This window comes from Desmonostoc muscorum LEGE 12446, from assembly GCF_015207005.2.
GTDB lineage: Bacteria > Cyanobacteriota > Cyanobacteriia > Cyanobacteriales > Nostocaceae > Nostoc > Nostoc muscorum.
Genome location: NZ_JADEXS020000001.1, coordinates 7,564,541 through 7,584,058 on the forward strand (window position 1 = coordinate 7,564,541; position 19,518 = coordinate 7,584,058).

Consider the following 19,518-nt stretch of genomic DNA (forward strand, 5'->3'; position numbering starts at 1 on the left):
CATTAAAATCTCCCCGTCAGTCTAATGATGGGCACACCAAGGCGTTGGTTGTGCATCTAAACAAACGACTAGCGTGCATCAAACATGGGATCCAGTCTGCTTCACTAGTTATACCTAAATGAAACTCCTACGTAACCCAGGACTGATGCACGCTATCAAATAATTAAACAGATGTACTAGCTAGCCGCCGACCAAAAATCGTTATTTGATTCCTGCTATTTGGCGATAAGGTACAGACTTTTCGATATCAATGTTGAATGACGAAACTCTTTGTGGAGCATTGCCAGTTGCATTGATACTTTGCGCCATACCCAAGAATTGAGATGGATCGCCAGCTTTGGGCTTCTGTTCTTGGGGGATGAACCGACGTACTTCTACCTGCCAAATAATTTGGGGGAAGCCCAGTTTGGCACGGTGGTAATCCTCGTATCGCGGAGATTTGATGTTGAAAGGCAACTCACCTTCAGCGCGAGATGGCAGAATACGACGCCGTTGGTAAGGCACTGTAGAGTATCCAAAATTGCTCAGGTACTCTTCAGAGTCGAGTATTTGATCGATAAAGCCTTTAATACCCTTGGTAGCAACAACAATTGACCAAGCAATTTTTTCCCGCTCGCTGTATACGTCGCGTCCTAGAACTCGCTGTACTACTTGCTCAACAAAGCGGTAGTTGTTGTTGAGTTCGTAAAAGCTTTTCTTAAAGGTATTGGAAAGCACCAACCCACGAACAAAGTCGCGCACTGTAATCTGTCCATTACGGAGTTGCGACTCTAAGTATGTTTCGCGATCAGCAGCAAACGCATAGAAGAAAAGTTGACGATATGCTGCTTCGATCAGATCGCCAAAATCTGACGGAGAAAGCAGATTGTCTGTAGAAAAAATTCTGGGCTGTTCATCACCCGGCACTTCATATGCAGCTACACGCTGATTTTGACTTGAAGGTGCATATGTTAACAGAGGAATTGCCACTCTAAAGCCTCCATGTTCTTAATTAAAGTTAACAACTTTTAAATCACATATTAAGGGACGTAGTTGGATCAGAACCTCAGATTCTGATAAAGTTTCACGAAACTTAACCAAAAGTGGTTAAGTATTCGTAAGAAACACCGCTGAGCCTGCTGGATTTAAGCCACTGCCAGCTTCAGCAAGGCGCTGCGGCTTCCAGGTTAATGAATAGTGACATCTACTACACTGTTTGCAAAGCATAGGGTGTAGTGTTATCAGCTAATCCAGCTATTGGTTAGGATATGCTGAAGCTCACTTTCAAGTCCTGGAAATGCCCTACCGCAGGTTATGAATTTTCTTGCTTTATCGGGGTTTTTTGGGATTTAGCTAAATAAGTAAAAGCTTTGTTCACATAATTCAGATTAGGAGATTGAGTTTCACTTTTTTGAACTCAAGTAATAATTTTTAACATTTAGCAAAAGAAATTAAAGAAGAATGGGGAGTGGGGAATGGGGAGTAGGGAGTAGGGCATTGGGCATTGGTTATTCTTTCTCCCCCTGCCTCCCCTGCTCCCCCTGCTCCCTCATCTCCCTCATCTCCCTCATCTCCCTCATCTCCCTCATCTCCCTCATCTCCCCACTCCCCACTCCCCACTCCCCACTCCCTACTCCCCCTTACCTATCCAAAATTCCAGGGGATCTATGGTTGACTGACAGTAAGGCCAGCTACGCAAAGTTGCTTCCATTCCTGCTTCCCAGTAAGGTGGTTCTAGTCCCAGTCCTAAACACAGATGAGACAGAATATTAGCAAAATGCTGATTGTGACCAAAGTCTCCTAGATGAGCATGAGCGTATTCATGGACGACGATACCGAACCAATCTTTGGGTGCAACTCGCCCGACATCTACCAGAATGGTGATTGGGTTTGTGAGAATGTTGCACAGACCGTCAATACCGAAAGATTGAGCGATGGGTACTGCAAAAATTTGGATGTGGCGGCGCTCTTGGGGATGAAAGCACTGATGACAGGCTTCCAGATAGGTGTTGATCCGAGCGTTAACGGTGTTAATGTTTTTGCCGATCCAAGTGCAAATCGCAATGCGATCGCGCAGGTTATCGAATACATCCACCATACCCGGTTCTAGAGCAAATCCCTGTACCAGATGTAGATAATCTCGCCCACGAGTAAAAGCATCGGTCTGCTTGAGAATCATTCACCAGCCTAAAACGGAATAAAACTGTTGTTTAGAAGTTACCTCTTCTTTGTTGGAAACTTCTGAAGAAGTCTCAATGCGGGTTTCAGTGCAAAAGGATGCAGTGCTGAAGCCACCAAACCGTTTTACTGTACTGCTTCGCAGTCTCATATTTGGGCTGGCGAACCAAAATCGCTCAATGGAGCTCATTGTTTCGTATTCGGTTGTCAACACTAATCCATCTTCATCATCCATGTGAAAAAGACCGATCACGGGCACAATTTCCGCGTAGCCTCTTTCGCGGAGTAATTTGCCTTGTCTTGGGTTATCGGCATCAGGCACGATCGCAAATATGGTTTTACCTTGATGATTTTCCTCGTCCTCTCTATCCCAAGCCATTGTCCCTAACCAGCGCACCCTTGACCCCCCTACTGCAAGGCTAGGGTCAATCTGATGATACTGGCACAGTTCAATGATTTCTGGATGATCGGCAGCCAGAGTTTCCACCTGTATGTCAGATTCTCCCGTCTCTGAGCGCTTGAACGCCAGGTGATGGGTTGCACGTTGCGATCGCCACTTACCAGCACTTAGCTGAAAAAATTCCATTACGTCTATCAATCTTCTGACTCCTACGTTTGACTCCTGCGGATGATGTAACCCTTGTTTTTTCTTTTTAAACTTGTTGGTATATAAACATTCTAAACATTACAGCCATCAGCGCTTAGCTTCAACAAACTCCTCACAAAGGAAGAGAGGAACATGTTTTTTAGTAATTGTAAACTTTTATAATGTTAACTTCTCATCACTTGACAATATGGACATTTTAATATCTCAGTGCTAGACTAACAGAAAGTGATGCCCACGCCTACGCCTTCACAGTACCAGTAACAACAAACACCTTCGATCCAGTGAACCAGAGGAGTGAATCTTATGGACTTCCCCATAGAACTAACCTTAGAGCAACAGTTTCGCTTAAAGAATTTGAAAGACCAGGTAAAGAATTTGAGTCAAGAAGAGGCTCAGGAATTCTTACTAGAAGTTTTACGGCAGATGATGGTGAAAGATAATTTGGTCAAACATCTGCTCAAACAAGCCTGAGCCACTAAAAAAAGAATATTTTTCCCTAAGACTTAGGCTGTGGCTGCATAAGTCTTAATTTTTTTGGGGATTGGGGAGTGGGGAGTGGGGAGTGGGGGAGATGAGGGAGATGAGGGAGATGAGGGAGCAGGGGAAGCAGGGGAAGCAGGGGAAGCAGGGGGAGGATAACTCTTAACTACTAACTCAGCACTCCCCATGCCCAATGCCCTACTCCCTACTCCCCACTCCCTACTCCCCAAAAAAATATTACAGATTATTACTTTCTCTCTCATAGAAAAGACTAGGGTACTATTAATCCCCTATGTTTTACTTTGGCTACTCGCAGTTCATCTGACGAAACTAAGCCGAAAATAATATCCGCCATTTGTGAATATTAAGGAGAACTCATGGTTCTTGATGCTTTTTCCAGAGCTGTAATTACAGCAGATGCTAAAGGTGCTGCTATTGGTGGTGCTGACTTAGATGCCCTCAAGGGATTCATTGCTGCTGGCAACAAGCGCCTTGATGCTGTGAATGCGATCGCCAGCAACGCTAGCTGTGCTGTTTCCGACGCCATTGCTGGAATCGCTTGCGAAAACACTGGTTTGCTTCAACCCGGTGGTAACTTGTACCCCACTCGTCGCCACGCTGCTTGTTTGCGTGATACCGAAATCATCCTGCGCTACGTAACCTACGCGTTGTTGGCTGGTGATTCTTCCGTATTAGACGATCGCGCTATCAACGGACTAAAAGAAACCTACTCCGCTTTGGGAGTTCCCATTAGCTCCACTGTACGTGCTATTCAAATCCTGAAAGCTATCAGTGTTGCTCACATCACCAACACCAACACCGAAGCTAACGCTGGTAACAAGTTCCGCAAACTGGAAGTTATCCAAGGCGACTGCTCTGCTCTAGCTGCTGAAGCTGCTAGCTACTTCGATCGCGTTATTTCTGCTCTGAGCTAGTAGCTCATAGTTAACGGCTATCTAGCCAAACGAAGTGAAATCAAAACCCGATCAAATCCCATCTGGAGTATAAAAAGCAATGAAATCAGTTATCACCACAGTTGTTTCTGCTGCTGATGCCGCAGGTCGTTTTCCTACCACCTCTGACCTAGAATCAGTTCAAGGTAGCATTCAACGTGCTACTGCTCGTCTAGAAGCTGCTGAAAAGCTGGCTTCTAACATCGATGCTGTAGCTAAAGAAGGTTATGATGCTGCCTTCAAGAAATATCCTTACTTAACCCAATCAGGTGAAGCTGGCGACACCCAAGTTAAGAAAGACAAGTGCCTCCGCGACATCAAGCACTACCTACGCTTGATCAACTACAGCTTAGTTGTTGGTGGTACCGGCCCATTGGATGAGTGGGGTATTGCAGGCGCTCGCGAAACATATCGCTCTTTGGGTCTGCCTACCGCTCCTTACGTTACCGCATTGACCTTCACTCGCGATCGCGCTTGCTCTCCTCGTGACTTGTCTCCTCAAGCATTGACTGAGTTCCGCGCTCTCCTCGACTACGTAATCAACTCCCTGTCATAGTACACGGATTGAGTAGCCGACGAGCGATCGTTGCACTCTAAAACTAGGGACTCTCGGTCTATTGCTTTGCCTAGATTAGGTTGAGCGATGGACTTAGAGTCCCTCAGTTGTAAATAAAAGAATTCAGAATTCAGAATTCAGAATTCAGAATTCAGGATTCAAAACGAAATTTTTTCTTATGACGACAGATTCTCTATTTGAACAGTTAAAACACCCTAACCCGAATCTGCGGGAACGGGCTATGTGGCAGCTCGCAGAAGTCCGCGATGAAAATACGATTCCTCGACTGATGAGTATTTTGGATGATGAAGATGTGACCTATCGTCGAGCTGCGGTAAAGGCATTGGGTGCCATTGGTGTAGATGCTGTACCAGCAGTGGTAGAGTCATTGGTCAATAGTGATAACCCCACCATTCGGGGCAGTTGTGCTAAAGCCTTGGCACAAATCGCCGCCAATCATCCAGACGTACCCTTCCCAGAAGAGGGTTTACAGGGATTAAAAACAGCACTCAATGACGAAAATGGTGTTGTATATATTGCATCTGTGATGGCTCTGGGTGAGATTGGTTCTCCTGCCTTTGAAATTTTAACTGAAGCTTTGAAAACCACAGATAATGTTGCGGTAGCTGTGGCGATCGTCAATGCACTCGGTTCAATGGGTGATGTCCGAGGGGTGGAAGTGCTGACAGCATTGACTAACGATGAAACTGTCGATACTTATGTTCGGGAGTCAGCGGTGAGTGCCTTACCTCGATTAGAGCAGGTGATTAAATATAGCAGAAATTGACACTCCTGGGCGTCATGCTGAGGATTCTTGCTTCGCGGGGATTCCAATGAATTTACCCGAACTCTTGCATCTTGACCGTATGCCCTACGGCTGCAAGTCCCCTCTGGAGAACTACTTGAGCGGCCGCCACATCTCTATCAGTGGTATAGCCACAATTTGAGCAAACATGAGTACGTTGTGACAATTCCTTTTTACCTGTTTCAACACCGCAGTTAGGACAAATCTGACTGGTTTTTCGGCTATCTACTTTTTGGAAATAGACACCACGTTGAAAACAGGTTTGCTCTAGAATGTTGAAGAATTGACCAAACCCTGCATCTAAACAATGCTTGCCCAGCATTCCACTGGACAAACCAATTAGATTTAAATCTTCAACAAATACCATTCCGGTATTGTTGCAGATTTGGTGAGACATTTTTCTATGCCAGTCTTTACGACAATTAGCAACGTACTCATGCAATGAAGCAACTTTCTTTTGTGCTTTCTTCCAATTGTTCGAGCCGTGGGGTTTTTTAGAAACACGCTGTTGCAGCAATTTCAGCTTGCGTTCGGCATCTACAAAAAACCTCGGACGCTTGATAGTTAGACCATTAGAAGTTGCAATAAAACTGGTTAACCCTACATCAATCCCTAATGCTTCCCCGTGTGGCGTTGGCTGGGGTACGGACACATCCCATTGAATAGTTAGCATCACATACCATCCAGAAACACGCTTGACCACACGCGCCTGTTTGATTATCCCTCCGTCACAAATCTGTCGGGACTGACGAACTTTCACTTCCCCAATTACAGGTAATTTTATGTACCCATTACCTAATGAATTTACTCCCAATTGTGGGAACGAAAAAGACCGCATCCGTCCTGGCTTTTTAAAGCGGGGAAACCCATGATTTTGTTCCCACATACTTACAAAAGCCTTTTCAAGTCGCCTTAATGTCTGCTGTAAAGACTGAGCATTGACACGTTTTAAGTATTCGCTTTTTTTGCGTGCAGCAGTTAAAGACTTGCACTGATTAGCAAATGTTGGACGGGGAGCATCAGCAGGGATGATGTATTCAGAATGAAGTGAGCAAGCATTAACCCGACAGCTACGAGACTTATACCAATCCTTGCGCTCTGCTAGAGCGTGGTTGTAAACCCGTCTATGAGTTTCTAACCATTCCTCAAACATCACAACTTGGGACTGTGTTGGCTTTAATTTAAACTCGTAAGTTAGGTTAAACACTTAATCACCTCGTGACTTATTTTAATACATCTAACAATCGTTATGACGGTTTTTAGAATAAAGTCGCCCTAGAAGGGCGAGGCTCTAACCCCATGTTTGTGGTAGCGATCGCCCTTGGCGTTGGCGCAGCGATCGCTTTTAAATGCAACTCCCTTAATTAATATTTAGATAAACAGGCTAGGTGTGACCTTAAAGTAATCTCCAAGTGCCTTAGCTTGTGCCTTACTAATTGAGCGTTTGCCGTTCACAACCTCAGACACCACGCCACTCGACCCGATGATGCCCACTAAGTCAGCTTGACGGGTATCACTTGCTTCCATTATGTGTTGGAGAATTTCATGGGGTGCAGATTCATCCATTGGATAGTTCTGGGCTTCATAAGCTTCAATCAAAGTTACTATCAGTTTATGCAAGGCTTGCTCTTCTGGAGTGCGGTTCTTGGCAAACGTTAGGCGCTCTGCAATTGCTAGGGCGCGATCGTACTCTTCTTCCGTCTCGATCGCCTTGGGAGCAACTTCAGCTAGTAGCTTACTATAAGCAGCTTGGTCAAAAGTAAGGGTCATTTTTCCAGTTGCCTTTGTCGTATTCGCTATGGGTCAGAAAATATTTGTAGTAAACTGTTTGGTCTTCGTAATCTATACCGACAATCAGGCGATAGTCATTACCTTTGATGTTAAAAACAGTAAAATTTCCAACCGCTTCAGCATCCCGATAAATCTGACGAACGTCCTCCAAGTTCTGCCATTCTGCTTTTTTGAGGGTTGTGTACCAATTGTCGATTTGCTTTTTGACATCGGGGTGCTGAGAAGCATCAGTGCGGAGGTTACGAATCGCAATCAGATGCATTCGTCTCTATGTTTTCTTGGATATACATCAATCAACGAAAATTAATTCCTATTTCAACACTCTCAAAATGAGAGCAAAATGTCAAGGTGTAAGTTTCTGTCGCCTTATGAGGCGTGATGCGTAAAACCCCCGAATTTTATTCGGGGGATATAAGCGAATGCGCCAAATTTATTTGGCAGTGTTTATGTAAGTCATGGTAACATAAGATTGTGGTTAATTGGTCGATGCCATGATTGTCTATGAGTTCAAAATTAAGGGCAAAGATTTGCAGTATCGCGCTATTGATGAGGCTATACGTACTAGCCAGTTCATTCAAAACAAGTGCTTGCGCTACTGGATGGATAACAAAAATGTTGGTAGATATGATCTCAATAAATATTGCGCTGTATTAGCTGGTGAATTTCCCTTTGCCGATGAACTTAATTCAATGGCTAGACAATCTGCTGCCGAACGAGCATGGTCTGCAATAGCGCGGTTTTACGATAACTGTAAAAAGAAAATCAAGGGCAAAAAGGGGTTCCCAAAGTTTAAAAAACATTGTCGCTCAGTTGAATATAAGACTACTGGGTTCAAACTTTCCACTAATCGCAAAGCGATTACTTTCTCTGATAAGAAAGGTATTGGAACTTTGAAGCTAAAGGGAACCTACGACCTTAATTACTACAACATCAAGCAAATCAAGCGTGTGCGTTTGGTACGCCGTGCTGACGGGTATTATGCCCAATTTGCGATTGATGTTGATGTCAAGGTTAAAACTCAACCAACTAACCAAATAGTGGGTATTGACTTAGGATTGAAGTACTTCATTGCCGATAATATTGGCAATGTGGAACCTTCACCCCAGTTTTACCGAAAGTCAGAAAAACAGTTAAACCGTGCTAACCGCAAAAAGTCTAAGAAGTTTAGTTTAGCCAAAAAGAAGTCTAAACAACAGCAGTCCAACAATTACCACAAAGCTAGGAATAGATATGCCCGTAAACATTTAAAAGTAAGTAGGCAACGAAAAGAATACTGCAAGAGATTAGCGTATTCCGTTATCCAATCTAACGATTTGGTAGCCTATGAAGATTTAATTGTGTTAGGGTTAGTTCGTAATCGACATCTAGCTAAATCAATTTCTGATGCTGGTTGGTATACTTTCCGCACTTGGTTAGAATATTTTGGTCATAAATATGGGAAAGTAACTGTTGCAGTACCTCCCCACAATACAAGCCAAAATTGTTCTAACTGTGGCGAAAAAGTGAAAAAATCTCTGTCTACTAGGACTCATATTTGTCCTCATTGCAACTACGTTGAAGACAGAGATGTCAATGCAGCAATCAATATCTTGAGACTAGGACTCAGTACGGTAGGGCATACCGGAACTTACGCTACAGGAGATTTGCCCTCTTGGGCGGTTGGCGCAAGCCTGCCCTCTTACGGCGAGTCGGTGAATGTAGAATCCCCGAATTTCTAATTCGGGGAGTGTCAATCCCAAGTATCCTCCTCTAACTGTCTTTCAATTTGAGAAATCGCTAATTTAATCACCGCCTGAACTCCTGCTTCCTGTTCTTGGCTCAATGCGGTTTGTAGAGGCTGTAGGGCGACGCCATCGCCAATTTTCATCAATGCCAAAGCAGCTGCTTTTCGAGTTTCCCAATCGGGATGATGCAATAACTCAACGAGGTTGGGAATCGCTGCTTGATGAGCTAAACTGCCCAAAGCTACCGCCGCTTCGCACCGCACCATTGTGGATGGATCGGTGAGGGCATTAATCAAAATTTGAAATGCTTCAGCCTCGGTGCGTTCTTCAGCGATTTTAGCGATCGCTCCCACCACTCCCGCCCGAACTTCTGGGGAGTCAGAGTTAATTTCCCGATACAAGTGTTCCTTGGCTTCTGCTCCAATAAATGCCAATGCCCATACTGCATATCCTTTGGCACTTTCTGGATATTCGGATGAGGCTAAGATTTTCAACAATGCTGGGACAGCAGCCTCACCAATTTTCGCCATCGCTCCCACTGACGAGGCTTTGACTACGGTATCTTCATCATTTAGGAGGGCGTTCACCAAAGTGGGAACTGCGATCGGATCGGCAATCAGTGTCAAAGTTTTAGTGCTAGCTCGCCGCACAACTGGGTTTGGGTGATTTGCCACGGCTTCCATCAACAAAGGAGTTACAGGCTTACCAACTTTACCCAATGCCTCTGCAAAACTCAAACGTACCATCCCCCGTGAATCCCCCATACTCTCAATCATCTGCTTGAGGATTTTTTGGTCATCAGGGTTGAAGGTATTGAGATTTAATTGCTCACTCACCGCTGCAAGTAAAGCATCAGTTTCGGCGTGGGATAGCTGAATTGAATTTTCCCCGGACTGAGTTTCAAAGTTGACCATGTGAATTAGGGAATGGGGGGTGGGGAGTGGGGAGATGAGGGAGATGAGGGAGATGGGTAATAACTAATTACCAATGCCCTATGCTTAATCCAAAATCCAAAATCTAAAATCCAAAATATTTAGTTACTTCCAGTTAGAGCAGCGTGCTGATTACGCAGTTCTTGGAGCGCGGCATCAATTTTGACAAGCTCAGGCTCCAATTTTGCCATGACGCTTACCCTCATCAATTTGGCGCGTTTTGCTGTTTCTGTAGTTTCTTGAACTAGACGTTCTCGATATTGCTCAAGTTCTGTAATGGCCTCTGCTAGATCTTGAGCAGTTACATCATTTGTTGTCAGTTCTGAGGTTTCATCCATATGTTTTGTTTGCCTTATGTGTATTTATGATGATTTTTTGCCAGTGTTTCGTTACTTTTTCGAGGCTGGTAGTTGTCTCATTCATACAAATGATTAATTGTCAAGAAAAAACTAACTAATAGCTGACAAAAGATACATTCCGATCTTCTCAGATTGCGTTACCACTGGTAAAGCTTTTTGGAAAAAATGTTTTCAAAGTCTTAGATCCCCCCAACCCTCCTTAAAAAGGGGGGCAAAAACTTATCAAAGTCTCCCAATTTATCGGGGTATTTAGGGGGATCTAAAAAATTACGAGGCTAAACGAGTAGCTTAAAAACACGCCCTACTCCCCACTCCCTTTTTCAAGTTAGACATCTTCTCAGCACCCTACAAAAAACAATCAAGAGGTTTCTTCTAGTGGAAAGATATCGCCGCGCAAATAAGATTCAAAGTGTTTTTTAAAGTATTGAATACTCGTTATATTCGGTTCATCGCTTTCTGTCGGCGTGAATTCATAAATTGGGACTTTTTCCCTGACTAGCTTCACCAATTTAGGATCGAGTTGCTCAAAATTATCTACTCTGAATATTGTAGTTTCAAATCTTAATTTAGCTGGATGAGCATATCCTAATTTCATCCAAGGCATCCAAGGACAATCTCTTGCCCATTTAGCAGGAGGAACTTCAGTTACATCGGGTCGGCAAGCATTTGAGATAAAATATTCAACTCCCTTAAACTTTTCCCCAGGGCAATAATCTGAGTATTTACTATCTCCTGCTAAGGGATGGGGGTATTCTAAAGGAATTTCCATCACAGAGGTGAGATATCCCTGACCTTTGGGGATGATAAATTTTTTTGGTTTGACTGAGCCTTGGACAATTCTGTTAGCAATATGTACTACTGGTACTGGTTGACTTGCTGTTGGTGAGTGCCAAAAATGAAGAATTTCTTGAGTGTTTGGGTCACAAAATAGACCTAATTCTCTATTTATTCTATGTCCCACTTCGCCATACTCAGAATCGGGTTTGATAAATACTTTTGTCGCATTCATCCCAATAATAGAGAACAATTTTTCTTTTGGTTTCTCTGGTGTTTCTTGCCACCAAATTTCTCCAGACCAATTGTAATAAAGCTGTAATCCATGATTTTTTTTGTAAAAATCAAGATTATTAAGTTCGTAGTCATCTAAGTAAGCACCCATAGTTATTTTGGATTTTAGATTTTAGATTTTGGATTGGGCATGGGGCATTGGTTATCAATTCTTCTGCATCACTCCCTCATCTCCCTCATCTCCCCCATCTCCCCAGTCCCCAGTCCCTAGTACGATAGTAAACGTGATAATTCTCCTCAGCAATTAATAAATCAATGGATAAACGGTTTTTTAGCATTTTTGGGCTAACAGAAGAACAAGCGATCGCCATTATCGATACACCGTTAGAACAACTTGAAGACGCTTCTGATAAATACATTGCTGTTTCGCATCTGATTAATTTCCCCACTGAACAATCGATCGCGGCTTTGGTGCGGGCGATTGAAACCAGTAACCCAGCTGAATTAGACCACCGCATTGTCCGACGCAAGGCTGTGGAAAGTCTGGGACGATTGCAGGCCGAATCTGCTTTACCTGTAATTCGTCAGTGCCTTCACGATGATGATATTTATACTGTGGAAAATACTGTGTGGGCAATTGGGGAAATCGGGACTAAAGACCCGGAAATTCTCGAAGAAGTGGCAGAATTACTCGATAAACCAGGTCAAATTTATCGGGTAATTATTCATACTTTGGCTCATGCTAATTATCAGCCGTCTTTGGATCGTGTGCGTAAATTCACTGAAGTTGAGGATGAACCTACACGTAGTGCGGCGATCGCTACAGTTTGTCGCTTTACGGGTGACTATTCCCAAATAACTGAGGTAACGGCGTTGTTGCAGAGTTCCAACGTCAATGCACGACGGGGTTGTATTCAAGATTTAATTGATTCGCGCTACTACAAAGCCATCCCAGAAATCGCCCGTTGTCCTGTATCTTTGGTGTTTCGATTGCGAGCATTACGGATGCTTTTAGATGCAGGTGTTCCATCTGGTGAAATTGCATTTGCAGAAGTTCAACCTCACTTAGAACAAGTATTGTACGATCATCCCAACAAAATTGATTTAGTACATGAATATGATGTTACTCCTGTGTTGAATTTTGTGATTGAGGAACTCTATCAAACTGATTTTGGAAGGTGCTATTTAGCAACAAAAACCTTACTAGATATCTATCCACAGGAAGCACCAGCGGCACTTTTAACAACTTATGCAGAACGAGCATATAACGATTATGGCGCTCATTATCATGTGATGAAACTTTTGGGCTGGCTAAAATATGCTCCTGCTTATGATTTGTTAGTAGAAAATTTGCACAATCGGGAACCCCAATTTCAAAAATCTCGTGCTGCTTGTGCGATCGCTCTTGGTGAATTGGGCAATTCACAGGCAATTCCTGAACTCAAAATTTGCCTGAATTCACCAATTTGGGATTTGAAATATGCTTGTTTATTGGCGCTAGACCGCTTAGGAGATTCATCTGGTCGGGAAATTGGCGCTCAGGATGCTGACTGGTTAATTAGAGCGAAAGCAGAGAGTAATAAATAGTTATGAGTCATTGGATTTTGGATTTTTACTAAAATCTAAAATCTAAAATCCAAAATCCAAAATCTAAAATTGCCACGGTCAATTATTGCTCTGGACTATGGAACCTTGCCAATCAGTAGGCAATTTCAATTCATTAGAGTTTAGCGGTTTTTGTAATTGATACAAAGGAATCTCAATCCAAAATTCAGTTCCTTTGCCCAATTCAGACTCACATCGTAGGACTCCAGAGTGTCTTTGCACAATAATTTGATAGCTAATCGATAAGCCTAACCCTGTTCCCTGGCCTACAGGTTTAGTCGTGAAAAATGGATCAAACAATTTCTGCTTAACTTCTTGGGTCATACCTGGGCCGTTATCTGCAATTCTCACTGCCACTCGGTTATTATCAACAAGTTTAGTATTAATTATAATCTGACTAGGATTGCTCTCAATCTCTTGTTTGGAACGTTGAGCATTGCACATATCCAAAGCATCGATCGCATTATTAATCACGTTCATAAACACCTGATTTAATTGCCCTGCATAGCACTCTACCAAAGGCAACTCACCATACTCCTTGATGATTTCAATTTTGGGATGTTCTGGCTTACCTTTGACTCGATTCTGCAAAATCAGCAGCGTGCTATCAATACCTTCGTGAATATCAACTTCTTTCATATCTGCTTCATCCAGATGAGAGAAGGTGCGTAAAGACAGGACAATCTGCTCAATTCGCCGCGATCCCATTTTCATTGAAGTTAATATTTTCGGTAGATCCTCTATGAGAAATTCCAAATCAATATTGTCAATTTTTTCCTGAATTTTCTGTTTAGAATTCGGAAACTCTTCTTGATAAAGCCGTACTAATTCTAGCAAGTGTTGTGTGTATTCGCTGACGTAAGTAATATTGCCAGAGATAAAGTTGACGGGGTTATTAATTTCGTGTGCTACTCCTGCCACCATTTGACCCAGACTAGACATTTTTTCAGTTTGAATTAATTGAGCTTGGGTGTTTTGGAGTTCTTGTAAAGCTTTCTGGAGTTCAGACTGTGCCTGTTTGCGTTCAGAAATTTCTAACTCCAGGCGTTGATTCATGTGAGTTAATTCAGTGTTTTTCATTAAAGTTTCACGAGATTCGGCTAGTTTCACTGCCATGTAGTTAAATGCATTGGCAAGATCTTCTACTTCATCTCCTGTGTGAATATCTAAACGGTAGTCTAAATTCCCGGCTGCAATTTCTGTGGTTCCTGCTTGTAAATTCTGCAAAGACTTAACTGTTGGACGCCAAATCAGCATAAATTTGCCAACAAATAAAATTATAATTACTTGCACAACTGCAAAGGAAATAATTCTCTGTACTTGATATAAATTTTCTAATTGTTCTTCAACTACAATACTCTGCTGATTAGCACGTTTAATCAGTTGAGTAAGAAACAATTCAATGTCTCTGTCAAAAGAATTAATAGCCCGAAAATACTGTTGGGAATCAGCTAGAGAAGTGTCGCTGTAATTGCGGTGAGTTAGTTGAGTTCCCAAGTTGCTAAGAAACTGGTGACGCCGACGAATCACTGAAATTTCCGTAGCATTTGGCATCAATTTTTCTAACTGTTTGAGGGAGTCAAGAAACTCTGTTGCAGAGTTAAGCATTGCTGTATCTTGACTCTTAAGTAAAACAATATCCTTGAGTTCAATAATTTCAGACTTTAAAGCATTTTCGGCAGTCAGAGCAACTTGAATAATTTCAGTGGTTCGATTGCTTTTTTCACGGATAGTCTGCTTAATTTGCTGGACAGCTACAGCATTGCCAACAAGAATTGCTACTATCAGTCCGACAGACACAGCGGAACCTGTAAAAAATTTGGTAGAGATTTTCATTTTGCCGGAACAGAAATTAAGTTGAGATCTTTTCGGAGTTGCTCAATAGAAGTGTAATCTGAAGGGGTAACAAGTGTGTATCCGGCTGACTCAATTCCCAGAATATCCTCAAGACCTTCTGGGCTACTAATAAAAGCCTGCTTTAGTCGTTGAATTAACTCTGGTGGTAATTTTTTAGATACTACTATTGGAAAATTGACTATGGGGGTAGATTGCCACACTACTCTGGTATTGTGAGGTGTTAAATTGCCAATTTTTTGTTCCTTCAAATAAGAGGAAGTATTAGTGGCTGCGGCATCAACAATGCCATCTTCTAATGCAGACATACTTTTACTATGGCTACCAGTATATAGGACTTGAGCAAAATCGCGTTTTTCATCAATTCCTAGTTTTTTAAAAGTAGCCAGTGGCATCAAATAGCCAGAGGTTGATAATTTGTCTACAAAGGCAATGCGCTTACCTTTGAGGTCTTTTAAGGTTTTAATCGGGCTGTCTTGTTTGACAATGATACAAGCGCGATACCAGGGTTCTCCTGTATGTTTATCGATCGCAGCAACCAACGGTTCAATTTTAGCACCCCGGTCTACTGCCTCCAGATAGCTCAGAGGCCCTAAATAAGCCATATCGACTTTATCCTGCACCAACCAATCAACGACTTGCTGGTAACTTTTGCCAATTTGGAAATCTAGTGAAATGGCGATCGCATTTTCTGTTTTCTGAATCTCTTGTCTTTTTTGTCTTCCTTGTCCCCCTGGTGTCTTGGATTGCAACTCACTATCAATCCCTCCTCTAAGGGATTGCTCTAAGTATTCTTTGAGAGGTTTAATCATCCGTTCTTGCTCTATTGGGTTTTCTGTGGGAACCACCCCAATTCTTAAAGTGGATAACTTCTGTTTATTATTAGTTGAGACATTATCCACAACAGAGTGGTTATTTTCAGATACTTTTCCACTACAAGCTGTAGTCAGTAGCGCCATGATTACTGCTAAAATCCAAACTCTATTTTTACTGAATAAACGATATCTGACAATGAGCAACGGCGCTACTAAGAACTTGTTCATGATTAAATTTAGGAGTGGGGAGTGGGGAGTGGGGAGTGGGGAATGGGGAGTGGGGAATGGGGAATGGGGGCTGGGGACTGGGGGCTAGGAAATAAATAGACTGATTGCAAAAATCCTTCTTTGCGTTCTTTTTTCTAAAAAAATATTTATGCAAAAGACTCCATGAGTTGCACTCATAAGGAGCAATGAGAATTTATTTTCCCTACTCCCTACTCCCTACTCCCTACTCCCCACTCCCTAATCCCCATTCCCCAATCCCTTTTAAATTGGAATTTGAATCCAAAATTCTGTACCTTGTCCCGGTTCTGATGTACACTTCAGAATCCCGCCATGTTTTTCTACTACAATTTGGTAGCTAATTGATAATCCTAGTCCTGTTCCTTTACCAACAGGTTTTGTTGTGAAAAATGGATCGAATAAGCGCGTTCTAACTTCTTCTGGAATTCCGGCTCCATTATCGATAATCCGAATCACAACAAAATTATTGTCGGAAATTTCCGTCCGAATTATAATCTGGGGTTTTTCTGTTGTTTTACCTTTAATTTTTATCTCTTCTAATGCATCGATCGCATTAGTCAAAATGTTCATAAATACTTGATTAAGCTGACCAGGATAGCAGTCAATCAAGGGCAATTTACTATATTCTTTGACAATAGATATATCCAGCCCAATTCCATTATTTTTCCAGCGGTGATGCAAAATTAATAAAGTGTTGTCAATTCCTTCATGAATATCAACTTGTTTTTTTTCTGCTTCATCATGTCGGGAAAAATTTCGTAATCCTAAAACAATTTCACGGATACGATTAGTACCCATTTCCATTGAAGATAGGAGCTTATAAAGGTCGTTAGTAATAAAATCTAAATCAATTTTTTCAGCAAAATCTTCAATTTCTGTATTGGGCTTGGGATAGTATTGCTCATAGAGGTGCAACAGAGTTAGTAACTCTTGAAAATATTCGTGAGCATAAGTTAAATTACCGTGAATAAAATTAACGGGATTGTTGATTTCATGGGCAACACCAGCTACTAATTGTCCCAAACTAGACATTTTTTCATGTTGTATCAGTTGAGATTGAGTTTGCTGCAACTGATACAAAGTTTCGGTGAGTTTTTCGGCTTGAGTTTCAGCGGCTAAAGTAGCAGAACGACTTTGAGTATAAAGTTGTGCATGATCGATGGCGATCGCTAGTTGGTCACAAACAGCTTGTAGTAGACTAATTTCACTGTTAGTCCAAATGCGATCGCCACTACAATGACTGCAAACAATTGCCCCAATTTCACCGGAATTACTCTTAACTGGTAGCACTAGTTGAGCTGTAATACCAAACTCAGTTAACAGCTCTTGCATATCATCGTCAACGCATAATTTACTCTTAATATCGTCGATACAAATTAGCTCTTGAGAGAGGAGTATTTTGGTCAAGTACTTGCTTTTTTGCGGCGGAACACTACCTAACATTGTCGGTAAGTTAGGGTAGTTAGGATTTCGCGCTTCAGAGGTGATAGTCAGGTTTGGCTGGGATGGGTGTGCTGAATAAGAAAGAAAGTAACAACGGTCAATTTGTAATAAACTGCGAATTTCATTAACAGCAGTTTCTAGAATAATATCTAAGTCAAGAGAACTGCGGATTTGGCTAGCTAAACGCAGTAATAATGCTTCACGACGGCTGAGGAGTTCTTCTCTAGCCCAAATCCGGTCAATAGCTACAGCAATATTATTAGCAATCCAATTTAACAAGTTATGAGTTGGTTCACTAAATAATTGCTGGCTAAATAAAGCGATTATGCCGATTAATTGCTGCTCTACTATTAAAGGATAAGCAGAAAAACGAAAAATTGATAATGTAGAATTTAGTGGTAGTTCTGGATGATTAATTACTACTTCTTGGTTGAAAATAGCTTGATGGTTTTGAGTCATTAAGCCAACAATGTTATTGGCTAAAACCATGTGATTGGGAAAATCTTGGCTATTGTTCAAAGCACTACAGGTAAGTTCTGTGCAATGAACACCAGCCTGTAATTCTAGCTGATTTGTTTGTCGCTCAAAAGTCCAGATACAAACAAAAGCGATCTTCAGGTATTGTGAAATAGTATTTGTACAGTTTTGCAAAATTTCTGCAAGTGTACCACTTTGAGATAATGCTAAACTGACTTCTGCACTCAAAAGTGATAAACGCGATCGCTCCACTAAAGCAAACTCTGAAAGCTTACGCTGTGTGATATCTGTACGAATTGATACATATTGATAGGGCTTTCCTTCTGAATCCAACATTGGGGTGATTAAAGTATCCACCCAATAAAAAGTCCCATCTTTGGCTTTATTTTTGATTTCTCCCTTCCAAATTTTGCCTTTGCTAATAGTTTCCCACAAATTTCCAAAGAATTCCTTTGTATGATGACCAGAATTAATAATTCGATGATCTTGTCCTAAAAGTTCTTCTCTAGAATATTTAGAAACTTCACAAAATTGGTCATTAGCATAGGTTATTCTGCCTCTTCTATCAGTAATAGCTACCAATGAATGAGCATTCAAGGCAAATTTAAAAGCTTCTAATTCTCGAATAGTTCTTTGTAGTGCGATTTCATTCTCTTTCTTCAGAGTAATATCACGAGCTACTGCATAAATTAACTTTTCTTCCATGAAGCCTGTTGCGTTCCATGACAGCAATTTATAGCTACCATCCTTACAAACATAACGATTTTCAATATAAATTGGATCTATACATTGTGCAATTTTTTGTGCTGCTCGAATAGTTAATTCGTAGTCTTCAGGGTGAACAAATTCGATAAAGGGTTTAGCAAGCAATTCCTCATTTGACCAACCTAGTGTTTTTGTCCATACTGGATTTAAATACTTGAAATAACCATCAAAACTAGCAATACACAATAAATCTATAGAAAGTGAGAAAAATCGAGAGTATTTTCCTTCCAATTGTTGGAACTTAGATTTAACTAGTTTCATAAGTTTTCAGGCATAAACTTTAATTTAATATTGGTCAAATAAGTTAATACGTTTTTCGTAAATTGAATAACCATCCTTATGGGATATTGTCGAGCTAGAGGCTGCTTAACTTCTATCCTGATGAGGACTGTTGAATATACGAATAATCGCGTAAGTATATTGGCAAAAAAAAGTAGTGAATATAGCTTTTTTACGGCAAATATACTAGCTTAGTATTAGCTAAATCCTCTATTTAATATAGGTTTCCCTAAAAAACTGTAAAGTAAACATTTATATTTTAGATTTAAGATAAGAAGTGTTACGTAATACAAATATAGCAATCCGATTTGATTTCTGAATGACTTGTAGAGGTAAGGGACTGGGGATTGGGGACTGGGGACTGGGAAGGAGCAATAAAGGTGTACTGAGTTTTGTTCAAAAATCAAATATGAGTCCTATAGGTGGGTAGAGGTTTAGCGATACTCATAGGTGTGAACTTAACGTGAAACCCTTGTGAAGACATGATATTTAGTTCATTCACTTAGCGTTACTCACCGCGTCACCCCACCCCGGTTTTGTCTAAAGCCAAAACCGCCCCTCCCCTTGGTAAGGGGAGGGAACTGAATTTCTTTTTCCCCCCTTAGAAAGGGGGGATTAAGGGGGGTAAAAGGTGTGTGGAACAAGCATTTGAGCTTAATTTG

The 19,518-nt window shown here is 41.6% G+C and carries 19 protein-coding genes; 6 read left to right on the forward strand and 13 right to left on the reverse strand.

The window, feature by feature from the left end; translation table 11 throughout:
• Positions 1–201: 201 nt before the first annotated feature.
• The 4 genes from IQ276_RS31115 to IQ276_RS31130 all read right to left on the reverse strand — a co-directional run bounded on the left by IQ276_RS31115 (position 202) and on the right by IQ276_RS31130 (position 2,752).
• Entirely contained in the window at positions 202–969 is a 768-nt protein-coding gene (locus IQ276_RS31115) for a phycobilisome rod-core linker polypeptide (RefSeq protein ID WP_193918564.1), read from the reverse strand.
• 441 nt (positions 970–1,410) lie between these two features.
• A complete protein-coding gene (locus IQ276_RS31120) occupies positions 1,411–1,599 on the reverse strand; it encodes a hypothetical protein (RefSeq protein WP_235116127.1) in 189 nt (62 codons plus the stop codon).
• A gap of 10 nt (positions 1,600–1,609) precedes the next feature.
• Positions 1,610–2,158, reverse strand: a complete 549-nt coding sequence (locus tag IQ276_RS31125) for a hypothetical protein (protein WP_190884284.1) — start codon at positions 2,156–2,158, stop codon at positions 1,610–1,612.
• Positions 2,159–2,752 carry a phycobiliprotein lyase gene (locus IQ276_RS31130; protein WP_193925806.1) on the reverse strand — a complete coding sequence of 198 codons (594 nt, stop codon included), beginning with the start codon at positions 2,750–2,752 and terminating at the stop codon, positions 2,159–2,161. It lies immediately after the preceding gene.
• Between the two features lie 315 nt (positions 2,753–3,067).
• On the opposite strand from IQ276_RS31130, the gene IQ276_RS31135 reads away from it, so the two are divergent.
• From IQ276_RS31135 to IQ276_RS31150, 4 genes are all read left to right on the forward strand, one after another.
• Entirely contained in the window at positions 3,068–3,235 is a 168-nt protein-coding gene (locus IQ276_RS31135; protein ID WP_073643977.1) for an NblA/ycf18 family protein, read from the forward strand.
• A gap of 386 nt (positions 3,236–3,621) precedes the next feature.
• The gene (cpeB, locus tag IQ276_RS31140) at positions 3,622–4,179 is read left to right on the forward strand and encodes a phycoerythrin subunit beta (RefSeq protein WP_190884283.1); all 558 of its coding nucleotides are present in this window, start codon (positions 3,622–3,624) and stop codon (positions 4,177–4,179) included.
• Between the two features lie 79 nt (positions 4,180–4,258).
• Positions 4,259–4,753, forward strand: a complete 495-nt coding sequence (cpeA, locus tag IQ276_RS31145; RefSeq protein ID WP_190884282.1) for a C-phycoerythrin subunit alpha — start codon at positions 4,259–4,261, stop codon at positions 4,751–4,753.
• Between the two features lie 178 nt (positions 4,754–4,931).
• Positions 4,932–5,540: a HEAT repeat domain-containing protein gene (locus IQ276_RS31150; RefSeq protein ID WP_193921797.1), complete on the forward strand. Its 609-nt coding sequence runs from the start codon at positions 4,932–4,934 to the stop codon at positions 5,538–5,540.
• 52 nt (positions 5,541–5,592) lie between these two features.
• Here IQ276_RS31150 and IQ276_RS31155 read toward each other — a convergent pair whose 3' ends face one another.
• The 3 genes from IQ276_RS31155 to IQ276_RS31165 form a co-directional block, all read right to left on the reverse strand.
• A complete protein-coding gene (locus IQ276_RS31155) occupies positions 5,593–6,765 on the reverse strand; it encodes an RNA-guided endonuclease InsQ/TnpB family protein (protein WP_235116128.1) in 1,173 nt (390 codons plus the stop codon).
• A 164-nt stretch (positions 6,766–6,929) separates the two neighbouring features.
• Positions 6,930–7,328 (reverse strand): helix-turn-helix domain-containing protein, encoded by a 399-nt coding sequence (locus IQ276_RS31160; protein ID WP_193921795.1) that lies wholly within the window; start codon positions 7,326–7,328, stop codon positions 6,930–6,932.
• Positions 7,312–7,611: a type II toxin-antitoxin system HigB family toxin gene (locus IQ276_RS31165; RefSeq protein ID WP_193921793.1), complete on the reverse strand. Its 300-nt coding sequence runs from the start codon at positions 7,609–7,611 to the stop codon at positions 7,312–7,314. Before IQ276_RS31165 ends, IQ276_RS31160 begins: the two co-directional genes overlap by 17 nt.
• A gap of 229 nt (positions 7,612–7,840) precedes the next feature.
• Here IQ276_RS31165 and IQ276_RS31170 point away from each other — a divergent pair, with 229 nt between their 5' ends.
• Positions 7,841–9,067, forward strand: a complete 1,227-nt coding sequence (locus IQ276_RS31170; RefSeq protein ID WP_193921792.1) for an RNA-guided endonuclease InsQ/TnpB family protein — start codon at positions 7,841–7,843, stop codon at positions 9,065–9,067.
• A gap of 11 nt (positions 9,068–9,078) precedes the next feature.
• Here IQ276_RS31170 and IQ276_RS31175 read toward each other — a convergent pair whose 3' ends face one another.
• From IQ276_RS31175 to IQ276_RS31185, 3 genes are all read right to left on the reverse strand, one after another.
• The gene (locus IQ276_RS31175) at positions 9,079–9,987 is read right to left on the reverse strand and encodes a HEAT repeat domain-containing protein (RefSeq protein WP_235116129.1); all 909 of its coding nucleotides are present in this window, start codon (positions 9,985–9,987) and stop codon (positions 9,079–9,081) included.
• A 119-nt stretch (positions 9,988–10,106) separates the two neighbouring features.
• Entirely contained in the window at positions 10,107–10,343 is a 237-nt protein-coding gene (locus tag IQ276_RS31180) for a DUF8630 family protein (RefSeq protein WP_193925616.1), read from the reverse strand.
• A gap of 379 nt (positions 10,344–10,722) precedes the next feature.
• Positions 10,723–11,523, reverse strand: a complete 801-nt coding sequence (locus tag IQ276_RS31185) for a DUF1838 family protein (RefSeq protein ID WP_235116130.1) — start codon at positions 11,521–11,523, stop codon at positions 10,723–10,725.
• 164 nt (positions 11,524–11,687) lie between these two features.
• Here IQ276_RS31185 and cpeY point away from each other — a divergent pair, with 164 nt between their 5' ends.
• Positions 11,688–12,959: a C-phycoerythrin alpha-cysteine-82 phycoerythrobilin lyase CpeY gene (cpeY, locus tag IQ276_RS31190; RefSeq protein WP_193923539.1), complete on the forward strand. Its 1,272-nt coding sequence runs from the start codon at positions 11,688–11,690 to the stop codon at positions 12,957–12,959.
• A 78-nt stretch (positions 12,960–13,037) separates the two neighbouring features.
• Here cpeY and IQ276_RS31195 read toward each other — a convergent pair whose 3' ends face one another.
• The 3 genes from IQ276_RS31195 to IQ276_RS31205 form a co-directional block, all read right to left on the reverse strand.
• Entirely contained in the window at positions 13,038–14,813 is a 1,776-nt protein-coding gene (locus IQ276_RS31195; protein ID WP_193923541.1) for an ATP-binding protein, read from the reverse strand.
• Positions 14,810–15,874, reverse strand: coding sequence for a substrate-binding domain-containing protein (locus IQ276_RS31200; protein WP_193923543.1), 1,065 nt, complete (start codon positions 15,872–15,874; stop codon positions 14,810–14,812). The genes IQ276_RS31195 and IQ276_RS31200 overlap by 4 nt, the downstream gene beginning before the upstream one ends.
• 261 nt (positions 15,875–16,135) lie before the next feature.
• Positions 16,136–18,838 carry a PAS domain S-box protein gene (locus IQ276_RS31205; protein ID WP_193921695.1) on the reverse strand — a complete coding sequence of 901 codons (2,703 nt, stop codon included), beginning with the start codon at positions 18,836–18,838 and terminating at the stop codon, positions 16,136–16,138.
• Between the last annotated feature and the right edge of the window lie 680 nt (positions 18,839–19,518).

Coding starts and splice junctions, on each gene's coding strand:
- IQ276_RS31135 (WP_073643977.1), top strand. CDS start 3,068: ATGGACTTCCCCATAGAACTAACCTTAGAGCAACAGTTTCGCTTAAAG.
- IQ276_RS31125 (WP_190884284.1), bottom strand. CDS start 2,158: ATGATTCTCAAGCAGACCGATGCTTTTACTCGTGGGCGAGATTATCTA.
- cpeY (WP_193923539.1), top strand. CDS start 11,688: ATGGATAAACGGTTTTTTAGCATTTTTGGGCTAACAGAAGAACAAGCG.
- IQ276_RS31165 (WP_193921793.1), bottom strand. CDS start 7,611: ATGCATCTGATTGCGATTCGTAACCTCCGCACTGATGCTTCTCAGCAC.
- cpeB (WP_190884283.1), top strand. CDS start 3,622: ATGGTTCTTGATGCTTTTTCCAGAGCTGTAATTACAGCAGATGCTAAA.
- IQ276_RS31150 (WP_193921797.1), top strand. CDS start 4,932: ATGACGACAGATTCTCTATTTGAACAGTTAAAACACCCTAACCCGAAT.
- cpeA (WP_190884282.1), top strand. CDS start 4,259: ATGAAATCAGTTATCACCACAGTTGTTTCTGCTGCTGATGCCGCAGGT.
- IQ276_RS31195 (WP_193923541.1), bottom strand. CDS start 14,813: ATGAAAATCTCTACCAAATTTTTTACAGGTTCCGCTGTGTCTGTCGGA.
- IQ276_RS31175 (WP_235116129.1), bottom strand. CDS start 9,987: ATGGTCAACTTTGAAACTCAGTCCGGGGAAAATTCAATTCAGCTATCC.
- IQ276_RS31170 (WP_193921792.1), top strand. CDS start 7,841: ATGATTGTCTATGAGTTCAAAATTAAGGGCAAAGATTTGCAGTATCGC.
- IQ276_RS31185 (WP_235116130.1), bottom strand. CDS start 11,523: ATGGGTGCTTACTTAGATGACTACGAACTTAATAATCTTGATTTTTAC.
- IQ276_RS31160 (WP_193921795.1), bottom strand. CDS start 7,328: ATGACCCTTACTTTTGACCAAGCTGCTTATAGTAAGCTACTAGCTGAA.
- IQ276_RS31180 (WP_193925616.1), bottom strand. CDS start 10,343: ATGGATGAAACCTCAGAACTGACAACAAATGATGTAACTGCTCAAGAT.
- IQ276_RS31205 (WP_193921695.1), bottom strand. CDS start 18,838: ATGAAACTAGTTAAATCTAAGTTCCAACAATTGGAAGGAAAATACTCT.
- IQ276_RS31200 (WP_193923543.1), bottom strand. CDS start 15,874: ATGAACAAGTTCTTAGTAGCGCCGTTGCTCATTGTCAGATATCGTTTA.